Origin of the sequence: Falsiroseomonas selenitidurans (genome assembly GCF_012103215.1) — a bacterium.
Classification (GTDB): Bacteria; Pseudomonadota; Alphaproteobacteria; order Acetobacterales; family Acetobacteraceae; genus Falsiroseomonas; species Falsiroseomonas selenitidurans.
This window is the reverse complement of sequence record NZ_JAAVNE010000079.1, coordinates 1-14192: the sequence shown is the minus strand read 5'-3', so window position 1 is coordinate 14192 and position 14192 is coordinate 1. Positions and strand designations below refer to the sequence as shown.

The following is a 14192-nucleotide window of genomic DNA, read 5'->3' as shown; positions in this document are numbered from 1 at the left end:
ACGAGGCCCGGTTCGCGCAGATGATGACGCAGCTCGCCCGCGGCCTGGCCACGCTGGCCGGCGTGGCGATCGAGGCAATGACCCGCGAGCAGCGGCAGCCCGCGCCACCGCGCCCCGCTGGGCGCGTCCGCGCCCCCGATCTGCCGCCCGATCCGGCTACGCGGCCCGTGCCGCGCCCTGCCACCCCCTGGCGCCTGCCGCAGACCGGTGGCGCCATGGCGCCGGCCGCCCCGCCGGCAGCCGCCGCTTCGGCCGAGGATGCCGAACCCCTGCTGCTGGTCCGCACCATGGTTGCCGCGGCCCAGGCCGATGGCGTGGTGGAGGCGGCGGAACGCGAGGCCATCGCGGAGCAGCTGGACGCCGCCGGGCTGTCGGCCGCGGAACGCGATCTGGTGCTGGCCGATTTCGACACGCCGCTGGCGCCGGAAGCCCTGGCGGCTGAAGCGCAGGACCCGATGCTGCGCGCCCGGCTCTATGCCGCGGCCGTGGCTGGCATGGACGACATCTCGGCGCCGGAGCGCGCCTGGCTGGACCGCCTTCGCCAGGCCCTGGGCCTGGACCCGCAGGCGGCGGCGACGATCGAGGAGAAACTGGGCCAATGAACGGGGGAGACATGGACAGGGACGGGCTGACGCCGGAACAGGCGGCGCTGCGTGACCGGGCACGGGAACTGGCGCAGGAGGCCGCCGCCCAGGCGGCGGAGACCGACCGCAGCGGCCAGTATCCCTGGCCCATGGTGAAGCGCATGGCGGAAGCCGGCTTCACCGGCCTGACCGTGCCGCGCGAATGGGGCGGGCCGGGCGGCTCCGTGCTCGATGCCGCGCTGGTGGTGGAGGAATTCTCCAAGGCCTGCGCCGTCTGCGGCCGGATCGCCGTGGAAGCGAATATGGGCGCGGTTGGCGCCATCATGGCCTATGGCACGGAGGCGCAGAAGAGGCTCGCCGCCGGGCTGGTGCTGGCCGGCGACAAGCCCGCCATCTGCATCACCGAGCCCGAGGCCGGCTCTGCCGCCACCGAGATGGCGACGACGGCGATCAAGCGTGGCGACCGCTGGATCATCAACGGGCGGAAAACCTGGATCACCGGCGGCGGCGTCAGCAAGCTGCACCTGATCTTCGCCCGGGTGATGGAGGACGGCGCCTTCAAGGGCATCGGCGGCTTCCTGGTGGTGCGGGAGGCGGATGGGCGGCCGGAGGGGCTCATCATCTCCCGCCGCATCCCCTCGCTCGGCCTGTGCGGCATGCCGGAGGCGGAGCTCGAATTCCGTGACCTCGAGGTGGCGGACGACATGGTGCTGCGCGCGCCCGGCGGCTGGCAGCGCGGCTTCGGCCGGTTGATCGATGCCTATAACGGGCAGCGCGTCGGGGCGGCGACGGTGGCGCTGGGGCTGGCGGCCGGGGCCTATGAACACGCCATCGGCCGCGCCAATGCGCGCACCCAGTTCGGCCGGCCGATCGCGGAATTCCAGGGGCTGGGCTGGATGCTGGCCGACATGTCGATCGAGGTGGAGGCCGCCCGCGCCCTGGTGCACCGCGCCGCCCGCAGCGCCGGCCCCGCCGGCTTCCCGGATCGCCTCGCCGCCGCCCAGGCCAAGGTCTTTGCCAGTGAGATGGCGATCCGCGTCACCAATGGCGCGCTGCAGGTCTGGGGCGCCGCGGGCTATTCCAAGGACAACCCGATGGAGCGCTACCTGCGCGACGCCCGCATGTTCGCCATTGCCGGCGGCACGGCGCAGGTGCTGCGCAACCAGGTGGCGGAGCAGATCCTCGGCCGCAAGCTGCCGCAGACCCGGGACGGCTTCCTGCGGGTGATCGCGGAGGAAGCGGCGATGGGCAAGCTGGCGGCGGATTGAGCCGCCCAAGGTTGACTCGCCGCCGCCCGCCCCGTATCTCGCCCGCCTTCACAGGACCATGACCATGAAGATCCGCAACAGCCTGAAGACCGCGAAGACCCGCGACAAGAACTGCATCCTGGTGCGGCGCCGTGGCCGGACCTATGTGCTGAACAAGAAGAACCCGCGCCTGAAGGCCCGCCAGGGCTGAGCCGAAGGGCCCCCTTCCGGGGGCTTGTCGGGGTTCGTCGCGCCGCGCCTGGGTGACCAGGCGCGGCGCGACGCGTTTGCGGGGCGCCGACGGCCTTGCCCCCGCTGCGCGCTGCCGCCATCCTCGGGACAGGGGAGCACCAAGCCGCCATGATCGCCCTGCCGCCGCCCAAGCCCGACATCCTGGCCCGCCGCACCGAGATCGTGGCCGCGCTGCTCGCCCTGCTGCCCGCCGACGCCGTGATCCACGAGACGCTGCGCATGCGGCCCTATGAAACCGATGGCCTGACCGCCTACCGCCAGATGCCGCTCGCGGTCGTGCTGCCGTCCACCACGGAACAGGTGGCGGCGGTGGTGCGCTACTGCCACGCCAATGGCATCCGCATGGTGCCGCGCGGCGCCGGCACCAGCCTCTCGGGCGGCGCCCTGCCGCTGGAGGATGCGGTGGTGATCGGCCTGATGCGCATGAACCGCATCCTGGAGATCGATTTCGAGGACCGGCTGGCGGTGGTGGAAGCCGGCGTCACCAATCTCGGCATCACCAAGGCGGTGGAGCATGAGGGCTTCTTCTACGCCCCCGACCCCTCCTCCCAGCTCGCCTGCATGATCGGCGGCAACGTCAACATGAACTCGGGCGGCGCGCATTGCCTGAAGTACGGCGTCACCGCCAACAACCTGCTGGGCCTGAAGCTGGTCACGCCGGAAGGCGACATCGTGGAGGTCGGCGGCGCGCATCTGGACCATGCGGGCTATGACTGGCTCGGCCTGCTGACCGGCAGCGAAGGGATGCTCGGCATCGTCACCGAGGTCACGGTGCGCATCCTGCGCGGCCCGGAAGGCGCGCGTGCCATGCTGGCCGCCTTCAAGGGCACGGAAATCGCCGGCGCGGCGGTGGATGCCATCATCGGCTCCGGCATCATCCCCGTGGCGCTGGAGTTCATGGACCGCCCCTGCATCCATGCCTGCGAGGCCTTCGCCCATGCCGGCTACCCGCTGGATGCGGAGGCGATGCTGATCATCGAGGTGGAGGGCAGCGTCGCGGAACAGGACGCGCTGCTGGACCGCATCAAGGAGATCTGCGCCCGCTTCGACCCGATCAGCCTGAAGGTCGCAACCTCGGCGGAGGAATCCATGGCGATCTGGAAGGGCCGCAAGGGGGCCTTCGGCGCGGTCGGCCGCATCTCGCCCGACTATCTCTGCATGGACGGCACCATCCCGACTGGCGAACTGCCCTTCGTGCTGAAGCGCATCGGCGAGATGAGCACGGCCTATGGCCTGCAGGTGGCCAATGTGTTCCACGCCGGCGACGGCAACCTGCACCCGCTGATCATGTTCGATGCCAACGACCCGGACAGCTTCCACAAGGCGGAGACCTTCGGCGCGGAGATCCTGAGGCTCTGCGTCGAGGTAGGCGGCTGCCTCACCGGCGAACATGGCGTGGGCGTGGAGAAGCGGGACCTGATGCCGGTCCAGTTCCAGCCCCACGAACTCACCCAGCAGCGCGCCATCAAGACGGCCTTCGACCCCGCCTGGCTGCTGAACCCGCACAAGGTCTTCCCGCTGACCGAGCCCGTCTGATGCTGCGCTGGTTGCTGCTGCCCCTGCACGCCGGGGCGCTGCTGAGCGGCAGCAAGGACTACAGGCGCAACCCCCTGATCGGCAGCGTCACGCTGAACCGGCGCGGCCTGCATGTCGGGCGCGCCCGTCTGGCGGAAAGCCTCGCCGCCTGGCGCCGTGCCCGCCTGGCCGGTGCGGTGGCGGCCGAGGACCGGGCGCATTTCGACAAGGAAGGCTACATCCGCCGCGACAACTTCCTGCCGCCGGAAACCTTCGCCGCGCTGCGGGCGGAACTGCAGGCGCTGCGCACGCTGCTCGAAGACCCGGTCTGGCGCGGCACGCTGCGCTATGTCGCGGCCTCCGCCGCGGAGCCGCTGGTCTATATCCAGACCATCCTGACCCACGCCGCGCCGGGGGCGGAGGCGGACCCGCAGACCGCCCTGCACATGGACACCTTCCACCCCAACATGAAGGCCTGGTTCTATCTGCAGGACGTGCCGGAGGAGGTCGGACCGCTCGCCTTCGTGCCCGGCTCCCACCGCCTGACGCGCCGCCGCCAGGCCTGGGAGCGGACGCGCAGCGTGGTGGCGGCGCAGCGCCGCATCGGCGGCGCCTTCCGCATCGCGGAGGAGGCGCTGCTGCGCCTGCAGCTGCCGCCGCCGCGGCGCCTGGCGGTGCCGGCCAATACGCTGGTGGGGGCCGATGTGCGCGGCTTCCATGCGCGGTCGCGCACGGCGCAGCCATCCATGCGCGTCGAGATCTACGCGATCTCTCGCCCCAACCCCTTCCTGCCGCTGCTGCGCGGGCCGGCGGACTGGGTTCCGACGCTGGCCCGCCGCCGCGCCGCGCTGCCTCTGCGGCTGCCTGACGCGCTGGCACGGCTGGGGCTGGCGCGCGCGGTCTGGCGCCGTGCGCCGGATGGCTCCCCCTTCGACCCGCCGGCCGGAAGCACCGCCCCATGACCGATCTGATCGCGCCCGCCGACGAGGCGGGTGTCGTGGAGGCCATCCGCGCCGCCGTCGCGATGCGGGAGCCCCTGGCCATTGAGGGGCATGGCAGCAAGCGCGCCCTGCTGCGCCCGGTCCAGGCCGCCCGCACCCTGACCACGCGGGGCCTGAGCGGCATCACCCTGTACAAACCGACCGAGCTGGTGCTCTCGGCCCGCGCCGGCACGCCACTGCCGGAGATCGAGGCGGCGCTGGCCGAGCATGGCCAGATGCTGGCGCCGGAGCCGCCGGATACGCGCAGCCTGTTCGGCGCGCCGGACCCGGCCACGATCGGCGGCATCGTCGCCACCAATCTCTCAGGCCCCCGCCGCATCACGGTGGGCGCCATCCGCGACCATCTGCTGGGCATCCGCTTCGTCAATGGGGTGGGGGAGATGGTGCGCAGCGGCGGGCGGGTGCTGAAGAACGTCACCGGGCTCGACCTCTGCAAGCTGCTGGCCGGCAGCCACGGCACGCTGGGGGTGCTGACCGAGGTGACGCTGAAGGTGCTGCCCGCCGCCCGTGCCTCCGCCACGCTGGCCATCGCCGTGCCGGGCGTGGCGGCGGGGGTGCGCGCGCTCTCCGCCGGGCTGGCCAGCCCCTATGGCGTCACCGGCGCGGCGCTGGCCCCTGCCGCCTCCGGCGCCACCGCCTGGCTGCGGCTGGAGGATTTTCCGGACAGCGTCGCCTATCGGGCCGGCCGCCTGCGCGCGGACCTCGCGGCGCGGGGCGATGTCACGCTGCTGGAAGGCGCGGAATCGGAGGCGCTGTGGCGCGGCCTGCGCGATGCCGCGCCGCTGGCGGCGGCGCCGGAGGATGCCATCTGGCGCATCTCCGTCCGCCCCTCCGCCGCGCCCGGGGTGGTCGCCGCGCTGGCCGATGCGCTGGGCGGCAGGGTGCTGCTGGATTGGGGCGGCGGGCTGGTCTGGCTCGCCGGCCCGGCGACGGCAGCTGCCCATGTGGCGGTGATGCAGGCGGCGGCGGCTTCGCGCGGCAGCTTCACCCTGTTCCGCGCCCCGGCGCCGCTGCGGGCCGCTGTGCCCGTGCTGCCGGAGGAGCCGGCCGCGCTGGCCGCCATCGGCGCCCGGGTGAAGGCGGCGCTCGATCCGCACCAGATCTTCAACCCCGGCCGGATGAGAGCCGCCGCATGACGCCGCGCATCGCCATCCTCGGCCTGCACCTGGAGGTGAACGCCTTCTCCCCGCCCACCACCCGGGCGGATTTCGAGCAGCTCTCCTGGCTGGAGGGGGAGGCGCTGACGGATGCCGGCCGCGCCCCGGTCAGCGCCGCCCCGGGCGAGATCCCCGGCTTCTACCAGCGCATGGACGCCACCGGGCCGTGGCAGCCCGTGCCGCTGATCTGCATCAGCGCACCGCCCGGCGGCACCATGGCGCCCGGCATCTTTTCCGGCTTTCTCGACCGGGTCCGGCAGGGGCTGGCGGCGGCGGGGCCGGTGGATGCCGTCTATGTCGCCAACCACGGCGCCAGCCGCGCGGCGGAGGAGGAGGACACGGACGGCGCCATCCTGGCCCTGCTGCGGGACCTGCTGGGGCCGGCGGTGCCCATCGTCGGCACGCTCGACCTGCATTGCAACGTCTCGGACCGCCAGGTGGCGCTGGCGGATCTGCTGATCGGCTACCGCACCAACCCGCATGTGGACATGCGCGCGCGCGCGGCGGAGGCGGCCGATGCGCTGCGGCGCATCCTGGCGACCGGGGAGCGGCCGGAGACCCATTTCATCCGCCTGCCGTTGACGCCACCGACCGTCACCCTGCTGACGGCCGAATCCTCCCCCTACGCCGATGCCATCCGCGCCGGCGTCGCGGCGCGGGAGGCGGATGCGGATCTGCTCGGCGTCTCCGTCACCGGCGGCTTCGCCTATACCGATATCCCGAAATGCGGCCTCTGCGTCTGGGCCTCGGCACGGCCGGGGCAGGGGGCCAAGGCGCGCGCGCTGGCCGAGCGCCTGGCCGCGGACATCTGGGCCAGCCGCGCGCAACTCACCCGCCGGCTGACGCCCATCGACGCGGCGGTGGCGGAGGCGGTGGCGACCGGCGGCGACCCGGCGCGGCCGCGGCTGATCCTGGCCGATGTGGCGGACAACCCCGGCGGCGGCGGTGGCGGGAACACCACGGCGCTGCTGGCGGCGCTGCACGAATCGGGCGCGCGCGGCGTGGTCTTCGGCGTGCTGGTGGACCCTGCCCTGGCCGCCGCCGCCCAGGCGGCCGGGCCGGGCGCGCGGATCGAGGCGGTGGCCAACGCCACGCCGGGCCCCTTCGCGGCGACCTTTCGTGCCATGGCGCGGGTGCGGGCCGTGTCGGACGGCCAGGGCGTGGGCCGGCGCGGCGGGCTGGCCGGGCGCGCCTTCAACCTCGGCCCCGCGGCGCTGCTGGAATTGGAGGGCAGCGGCCTGCTGCTGGCCGTGGGGTCGCTGCGCCGGCAGTTGCAGGATCCCGCGATGCTGGAATTGCTGGGCGTGGAGGTGGAGGCCGCGCGCACCATCGTGGTCAAGTCGCGCGGGCATTTCCGCGCCGGCTTCGACCTCTACGCAACGCCCGACCGGACGTGGGAAGTCGATGCCCCCGGTCTGGTCAGCCCGGTGCTTGCCCGCTTCGATTTCCGCGGCCTGCCGCGCCCGGTCTTCCCACTGGATCCCGGCGCGACCTGGCCCTGAGGGTCAGGGCGCGGCGGGTCCCGAGGCCGGGCGATCCGTGCGACGGCGCATCGGCGTCTTGGCCGGCTCGGCCGGGCGCCCGGCGACCCGCAGCAGCGCCTGCTGGCGCTCCGCCTCCGCCGCGCCCATCCAGGCGGCCTGGGAGGGTTGCGCCGCCTGTTCGGTGACCGGGCGGTGATCCTTGGGTTCGACTCGCATTCTGCGATTCCTTCTACCGGGCGGATGAGGATGCCTGCGCCTGTTCTCGCAATCCGCAACACTAGCTGCGGACCTGCATTGTTCTGCAAGTAGCCTGCCGTGCATTTTGCCTGCCGGGCACGCATTCCCTTCCCCTCTCTCCGATACGATTCACCGATGACGCGTGCGTGAGCGGTGCATCCACCCGGACCGCAGGCCCGTAGCGCGGGGCAGGCGCAGCAATCACGCGCGCCGGGGAGCCCAAGACGATGAGCCATTCCCACACGCCGAGCGGCCCGGCGCCCACCACGCCCGCCCATCCGGTCACCTTCGTCCCGGTCCAGCGCGCCGGCGACCAGGGTGTCACCCTCGTCGCCCGCGACCTGGGCTATGTCGAATTCAGCGCCCTGAACGACTCCGGCGTCAGCGGCTTCGCCGAGCTGTCGCGCCAGGGCAACCTGCTGACGGTGCACATCCACGCCGATGGGCTGGAGCCGAACCAGGTCCACATCCAGCACATCCACGGCCGGCTTTCCCCTGCCGGCCTGCCGCTGGAAAGCAAGACCCCCTCGCTCGCGCGTGACCTGGACGGCGACGGCTTCGTGGAACTGGCGGAGGGCGCGCCCGCCTATGGCCCGATCCTGGTGAACCTGACCATGCCGCCGAATGCGGGGCTCGGCGGTTTCCCAACCGCGCCCGATGGCAGCATCCGCTACTTCCAGACCTTCGACCTCGGCGCCGGCCAGGGCCTGGCCGCGGGCATCACGGCGGAGCAGGTGTTCCCGCTGGAACTGCGGGAGATGGTGATCCACGGCCTGTCCGTGGACGGCAGCGCCGGCGCCGGCACGGGCGGCGAGATCGACGGCACGGCGGGCTACAAGCTGGTGCTGCCGGTCGCCTCCGGCGAGATCGAGGCCGTCGGCTCCCGCCTCATCGGCGGGGCGGGCGCGGACCGGCTGTTCGGCAATGTGGGGGATGACAGCATCCGCGCCGGCGGTGGCGACGACACCATCCGCGCCGGTGCCGGCGACGACCAGGTGCAGGGCGGGTTGGGCCACGATGCCATCCGCGGCGAAGCCGGCGCCGACCGGCTGCTGGGCAATGAGGGCAACGACACCATCACCGGCGGCACCGGCATCGACGTGCTGATCGGCGGCGCCGGCAACGACATCCTGGCCGGCGACTCGGGCAACGTCACCGGCCGCGGCGACCTGTCCGCGGATGTGCTGAACGGCGGGTCCGGCGACGACACGCTGCTGATCGGCGAGGGGCTGGACGTGGTCAGCGGTGGCGCCGGCGCCGACCGCTTCGCCTTCCGCTTCAACAACCCGCAATCCCCGGCCGCCGCCGGCACCGCGCCGGCCTTCGCCGCGATCGAGGATTTCAGCGCGGCGCAGGACAGCTTCCTGTTCGACGCCATGGGCGTCGGCAACGACGCGGCCGGCGCCAATTTCCTGGATGGCAGCGGCGGCGGCGGGCAGGTCTCCTCCTTCTACCAGGGCGCGGCCGCGGGCTCCGCCGGGCAGGGCGTGATGGTGCTGACGGATACCGGCTTCGCCTCCGGCGCGCTGGCGGTGCAGGCGGCGCAGGGCGAACAGGCGGGTGACATGGTGATCTACTTCAACACCACGGTGAACGTCGCCAGCCTGCTGGTGGTCTCCGCCCCGGACACCGCCGTCTCCATCGCCCGCTTCACGGACATCACCGACCTCGACGGGCTGGCCGGCGCGGGGCTTTCGGCCAGCGATTTCATCTTCGCCTGACGCTCCTCCTCGCTTGAGGATGGGCCACGGCCGGCCCGGGGTGCTTCCCGGGCCGGCGACTTCGCCCTATCTGTAGGGGCGGGGGACCCAGGATGCAGACCAGCTTCACGCCCGACCAGCTGCGCGACCCCGACACGGCGGAAAGCAACCGGATCCTCCGCACCTGCGTCCATTGCGGCTTCTGCACCGCCACCTGCCCGACCTTCCTGCTGCTGGGCGACGAGCTGGATAGCCCGCGCGGCCGCATCTACCTCATCAAGGACATGCTGGAGAACGGCCGGCCGGCGACGGAGGAGGTGGTGCGGCATGTCGATCGCTGCCTCTCCTGCCTCTCCTGCATGACGACCTGCCCCTCCGGCGTGAACTACATGCACCTGGTGGACCACGCCCGGCGGCATATCGAGGAGACCTACGACCGCCCGCCCGCCGAACGTGGCCTGCGCCGGCTGCTCTCCGCCCTGCTGCCCTATCCGCGCCGCTTCCGCCTGGCGCTGCTGGGCGCCGGGCTGGCGCGGCCGCTGGCGCGCCTGGTGCCCGGCGCATCGATGACCGCACAGCGGCTGCGGGCGATGTTCCGCCTGGCCCCCGCCCGGGTGCCGGGGCCGAGCGCACTGGACCGGCCCGGCGTGTTCCGTGCCGAAGGCACAAGGCGCGGCCGGGTCGCCTTGCTGACCGGCTGCGCCCAGCGCGTGCTGTCACCTTCCATCAACGATGCCACCATCCGCCTGCTGACGCGGATGGGGCTGGAGGTGGTGGTGCCGCGCGCCCAGGGCTGCTGCGGTGCGCTGGACCACCATATGGGCCACCACGACCCGGCGATGCGCCTGGCCCGCGCCAACATCGCCGCCTGGACCGCGGAGCTGGAGGCGGAGGGGCTGGACGCCGTGGTGATCAACACCTCCGGCTGCGGCACCACGGTGAAGGATTACGGCTTCATGTTCCGCGAGGAGCCGGAGGCCGTGGCGGCGGCGCGCCTCTCCGCCCTGGCGATGGATGTCTCCGAACTTCTGGTGAAGTTCGGCTATGCGCCGAGCCGGCCCGCGCCCGGCCTGACCGTCGCCTACCACGCCGCCTGTTCGCTGCAGCACGGGCAGAAGGTGACGGCGGCGCCGAAGGACCTGCTGAAGCGCGCCGGCTTCACGGTGAAGGAGCCGGCCGAATCGCATCTCTGCTGCGGCAGCGCCGGCACCTACAACCTGATGCAGCCGGCGATCGCCGGGCAGTTGCGCGAGCGCAAGCTGGCCAATCTGGACCGCACCCGGGCGGACCTGATCGCCGCCGGCAATATCGGCTGCCTGACCCAGTTGGCCGGCGGCGCCATGCCCACCGTGCACACGGTGGAACTGCTGGACTGGATGGCCGGCGGGCCGGAACCGGCGGCGATCATGGGAGCCATCGCGGCGGCGCGGGCACGAGACAAGGCCGCCCGCAGCGCCTGACCCGCCGCCTCGCGGCCGATTGCGCTTGCAAGGGGGCGGGGCGATGCCGGAGGCTCCGGCCATGATCCGCGCCCTGCTGCTCGCCCTGGCCTGGCTTCTGGCCATGCCCGACCCCGCCCCGGCCCAGTCGCCGCGGGAGGCGGCACGGGCGGCCGAGCTCGACCGGCTGTTCGCGGCGCTGCAGGCCGCCGAGGATTCCGGCGGCGCGCAGATCCTGGAGACGCGGATCCGCAGCCTATGGGCGCAGGCCGTCTCCCCGGCCGCGGCCCTGCTGCTGCGCCGCGGCCAGCGCAACCTCCAGGCCGAAGAGGTGGCGGAGGCGCTGGAGGATTTCGACGCCGCCCTGGTGCTGGAGCCGGAGGCGGCGGAAGCCTGGCTGATGCGGGCCCAGGCCAATGCGCGGCAGGGCGACCGGATCGCCGCGGCGCGCGACCTGCAGGCGGCGCTGCGGCTGGAGCCGCGGCATTTCGGCGCGCTGCTGCAACTGTCCGGGTTGCAGGAGGAAGCCGGCGACTTTCGCGGCGCGCTGCGCAGCCTGGACGCGGTGCTGGCGCTGCACCCGAAGCTGGCCGGCGGCCCGGAACGGCGGCGGGAATTGCTGCGGCGGGCGGAGGGTGACGCGCTGTAGCCCTCTTCAACCGGCCAGGTCGAAGCAGGCGCGCACCATCGCCGTGTCGAAGCCGCTGGCGAACCACAGCGCCAATTGGCCCGCCGTCGCCTCCGGCCAGCCCAGCGCGGCGGCGGCCAGCAGGTCGAGGCCCCGGAAGATGCCAAGCGAGACTCCAAGCACCAGCAGGAAGGCCAGCGCCACGCCAAGCCCGAGCGCCAGGGGCTGCTCCCGCCGCTCATAGCGGGCGACGGCCAGCGGCAGCATGCCCTGGGCGCGCAGCTTGGCCGGCAGGGGACCCTCCGGCGCGCTGGCCAGCAGCCGCGCCAGTCGGCCGCGCGGGCCCAGCCAGTGGATCAGCGGGCTGGCCACCGCGAGGGTCAGGTGCAGCATGGTCGGCACCAGCGTGCTGCCCAGCATCATCGTGGCCCAGAGCCCGGTGCCAAGCGGCTGCTGCACGGCGAGGCAGGCGTATTTCGCCGCATTGACCACCGGCTCGCCCCGCAGCATCCGGAATTCCGTGAAGATCTCGAACCCCCAATGCCAGTGCAGCGCGAGCGGCAGCAGCAGCGCCAGCAACAGCAGCAGCAGGATCGCGGCGAGGATGTCCGCCACCAGGTGCAGCGCCAGCGCCGGCCAGGAGAGCCGCCGCTGCCGCATCAGATGCTCGGCCAGCAGCCGGCTGATCGCGGTGGAGATCCAGTCGAGCAGCGCATTGGCCAGGGGCAGCAGCAGGATCAGCGCGACGAACAGGTAGCTCATGGTGCCGATGCGGGTGAAAACCGGCGCGAGCAGCAGCCCAATGATCGCGGCCGCCATCAGGGCAAGTCCACCCACTGGCACGTCCCGCGGCACCATCGGCGGCGCAAGGCTGACGCCGAGCGCGCCGAGCCCGCTGGTCAGCGCGATGACGAAGACGGGGTGCATCACCGCCGTATGCGGCATCAGGTAGCCGGTCATCAGCACCACGATGAAGGGAAGCATGCTCAGCCCGAGGGAGGGCACCACCAGCAGCCCGGCACAGACGGCGGCAGTGGCCAGCAGGGGCGCATTGGAAAAGGCGGCGCTGCCCAGGGCGAACAAGGCGGCTGCCGGTGCCGCCTCGGCAAGATGCATCAGCCAGGCCGGCGCCTCCCGCCCCAGCAGCCGGCGCAACCCTGCCGCCAGGCGAGGACGCAGTGTCCCTTCGACTCGGCTGTTGAAATAGCCGGCGGCGAAAATCAGGCCGAGCCAGCTCAGCAGGCTGGCCATCAGCAGCGCCCGCTGCCACGGCCCGCCCAGGCTTTCCGCCCGCAGATCCGGGCTGACCGCGAACAGCGGCATGCTGCCACTGGCGATCACTGTCGCCAGCAGGAAGACGGAGACGTACAGCGCCGCCAGCATGAGGGACCAGCCCAGCCCCTGCCAGTGCAGCAGCAGCCGGCCGCGCCCCAGATGCCGGTCGGCGGTGGCCAGCAGCGCGCCGATCCAGGCGCGGTAGCGCCCCAGCGGGTCCATGGTGCGCAGCCGCGCCACCGCGGCATCCAGCTCCGCCGGGTCGTCCGACAGCACCCGCACCCGTTCCTCGAAGGCGCCGCGGCTGGCGCCTTGCCAGAGGGCGGCCAGGGCGAGGATGACGCCGGCGACGGCGGCAATGTCGGCAAGGCTCGTCCCCTGTTCCACCTCTCCCCCCCCTCCGGTCCGCCACCATTGGAAAGGCCGGCGCCGCCGCCGTCCATGCCGGCGCAACGCCCGGATGGCCGCGGCCGGTCAGGAATGCGACAGCTTGTCCGCAACCCCCCCTCCGCCCCAGGTGAGCCCCATGCCCGAAGCCCCGATCGACCTGGACGCGCTGCGCTGGCAGGCCGTGCTGGACCGCGTGGCGGCGCCGGATTGCGGTGGCTTTCTCTATGCCGTGACAACCCAGGGCGTGTTCTGCCGCCCCGGCTGCCCGGCCCGTCCGCCGCTGCGCCGCAACACCCGCTTCTTCGCCGATGCCCGCGCCGCCGAGGCCGAAGGCTTCCGCGCCTGCAAGCGCTGCGACCCGAAGGGGGAGCGCGCCGCGCTGCACGCCGCCGCCGTGCAGGCCGCCTGCGACCTGATCGAGCAGGCGGAGGCCATGCCCTCCCTCGCCGCGCTGGCGGCGTGCGCGGGCTATGCGCGGCATCATTTCCTGCGGTTGTTCCGCGACGTCACCGGCGTCACCCCGCGCAGCTATGCCGAAGGCGTCCGCGCCCGCCGCCTGCAGGCCGCGCTCGCCGCCGGGGACCGGGTGGCGGAAGCGGTCGCCGGCGCCGGCTTCGGCAGCGAGAGCCGGGTGTACGAAGACACCGGCCGGCATCTCGGCATGACCCCCGGCGCGGCCCGGCGCGGCGGGGCAGGGGAGGTGATCCGCATCGCCCATGCCGACAGCGCCATGGGCCCGCTGCTGGTCGGCGCGACGGAAGCCGGCATCTGCTTCATCGGCTTCGCCGAGCCGCCGGCGGCGCTGGAAGGCGATCTGCGCGCCCGCTTTCCCCAGGCGCGGGTGGAACCGGCAGCGGCGGCACTGGCCGAGGCGGTGCGCGCGGTGGTGGGCTTCCTGGCGGAACCCGCCGCGGCGCTGGCCCTGCCGCTGGACCTGCGCGGCACCGCCTTCCAGCGCCGGGTGTGGGAGGCGCTGACGCGCATCCCGCTGGGCGAGACCCGCACCTATGCCGGCCTGGCGGCGGAGATGGGGATGCCGGCGGCGACGCGCGCCGTGGCGCGGGCCTGCGCCCGCAACCCGGTCTCCCTGGCCGTACCCTGCCACCGGGTGGTCGGCGCCAGCGGTGACCTCACCGGCTATCGCTGGGGCGTACCGCGCAAGGCGGCGCTGCTGGCCGGCGAGCGCCGGGCGCGGCGCGGCGGCGCCGCCTGAGGGAGCCCTATTGCGGCGCGGCCGGGGGCGCCGGCTGGCTTTCGCCGCCCGGCGCGGGGGCGGGCGGGGC

The 14192-nt window shown here is 73.3% G+C and carries 13 protein-coding genes; 11 read left to right on the top strand and 2 right to left on the bottom strand.

What is annotated here, in order from left to right; genetic code table 11:
- From HEQ75_RS26145 to HEQ75_RS26115, 7 genes are all read left to right on the top strand, one after another.
- Nucleotides 1-602: DUF533 domain-containing protein (locus HEQ75_RS26145; protein ID WP_209318789.1), on the top strand; the 602-nt coding region annotated here is incomplete at its 5' end.
- Nucleotides 599-1852: a 3-sulfinopropanoyl-CoA desulfinase gene (gene acdA / locus HEQ75_RS26140; protein WP_235962138.1), complete on the top strand. Its 1254-nt coding sequence runs from the start codon at nt 599-601 to the stop codon at nt 1850-1852. The genes HEQ75_RS26145 and acdA, both read left to right, overlap by 4 nt.
- Before the next feature lie 64 nt (nt 1853-1916).
- On the top strand, nt 1917-2042 hold the full coding sequence (gene ykgO / locus HEQ75_RS26135; protein WP_168035067.1) for a type B 50S ribosomal protein L36: 126 nt from the start codon (nt 1917-1919) through the stop codon (nt 2040-2042).
- A 149-nt stretch (nt 2043-2191) separates the two neighbouring features.
- Complete coding sequence (locus HEQ75_RS26130; protein WP_168035064.1) at nt 2192-3619, top strand: FAD-linked oxidase C-terminal domain-containing protein; 1428 nt, start codon at nt 2192-2194, stop codon at nt 3617-3619.
- Nucleotides 3619-4560: a phytanoyl-CoA dioxygenase family protein gene (locus HEQ75_RS26125; RefSeq protein WP_168035063.1), complete on the top strand. Its 942-nt coding sequence runs from the start codon at nt 3619-3621 to the stop codon at nt 4558-4560. Before HEQ75_RS26130 ends, HEQ75_RS26125 begins: the two co-directional genes overlap by 1 nt.
- Entirely contained in the window at nt 4557-5735 is a 1179-nt protein-coding gene (gene glcE, locus HEQ75_RS26120) for a glycolate oxidase subunit GlcE (RefSeq protein WP_209318788.1), read from the top strand. Before HEQ75_RS26125 ends, glcE begins: the two co-directional genes overlap by 4 nt.
- Nucleotides 5732-7258, top strand: coding sequence for a M81 family metallopeptidase (locus HEQ75_RS26115; RefSeq protein ID WP_168035062.1), 1527 nt, complete (start codon nt 5732-5734; stop codon nt 7256-7258). The genes glcE and HEQ75_RS26115 overlap by 4 nt, the downstream gene beginning before the upstream one ends.
- A gap of 3 nt (nt 7259-7261) precedes the next feature.
- Here the strand turns inward: HEQ75_RS26115 and HEQ75_RS26110 are convergent, their stop codons facing one another.
- A complete protein-coding gene (locus tag HEQ75_RS26110; protein ID WP_168035061.1) occupies nt 7262-7456 on the bottom strand; it encodes a hypothetical protein in 195 nt (64 codons plus the stop codon).
- A 248-nt stretch (nt 7457-7704) separates the two neighbouring features.
- Between HEQ75_RS26110 and HEQ75_RS26105 the strand changes: the two genes are divergently transcribed.
- From HEQ75_RS26105 to HEQ75_RS26095, 3 genes are all read left to right on the top strand, one after another.
- Nucleotides 7705-9198 (top strand): calcium-binding protein, encoded by a 1494-nt coding sequence (locus HEQ75_RS26105; RefSeq protein WP_168035060.1) that lies wholly within the window; start codon nt 7705-7707, stop codon nt 9196-9198.
- 92 nt (nt 9199-9290) lie between these two features.
- Nucleotides 9291-10637: a glycolate oxidase subunit GlcF gene (glcF, locus tag HEQ75_RS26100; RefSeq protein ID WP_168035059.1), complete on the top strand. Its 1347-nt coding sequence runs from the start codon at nt 9291-9293 to the stop codon at nt 10635-10637.
- Between the two features lie 43 nt (nt 10638-10680).
- Nucleotides 10681-11265, top strand: a complete 585-nt coding sequence (locus HEQ75_RS26095; protein WP_209318787.1) for a tetratricopeptide repeat protein — start codon at nt 10681-10683, stop codon at nt 11263-11265.
- A gap of 6 nt (nt 11266-11271) precedes the next feature.
- Here HEQ75_RS26095 and HEQ75_RS26090 read toward each other — a convergent pair whose 3' ends face one another.
- The gene (locus HEQ75_RS26090) at nt 11272-12906 is read right to left on the bottom strand and encodes a hypothetical protein (RefSeq protein WP_168035057.1); all 1635 of its coding nucleotides are present in this window, start codon (nt 12904-12906) and stop codon (nt 11272-11274) included.
- Nucleotides 12907-13045: 139 nt separating this feature from the next.
- Here HEQ75_RS26090 and ada point away from each other — a divergent pair, with 139 nt between their 5' ends.
- Entirely contained in the window at nt 13046-14122 is a 1077-nt protein-coding gene (gene ada, locus HEQ75_RS26085) for a bifunctional DNA-binding transcriptional regulator/O6-methylguanine-DNA methyltransferase Ada (protein WP_168035056.1), read from the top strand.
- Nucleotides 14123-14192 lie beyond the last annotated feature (70 nt).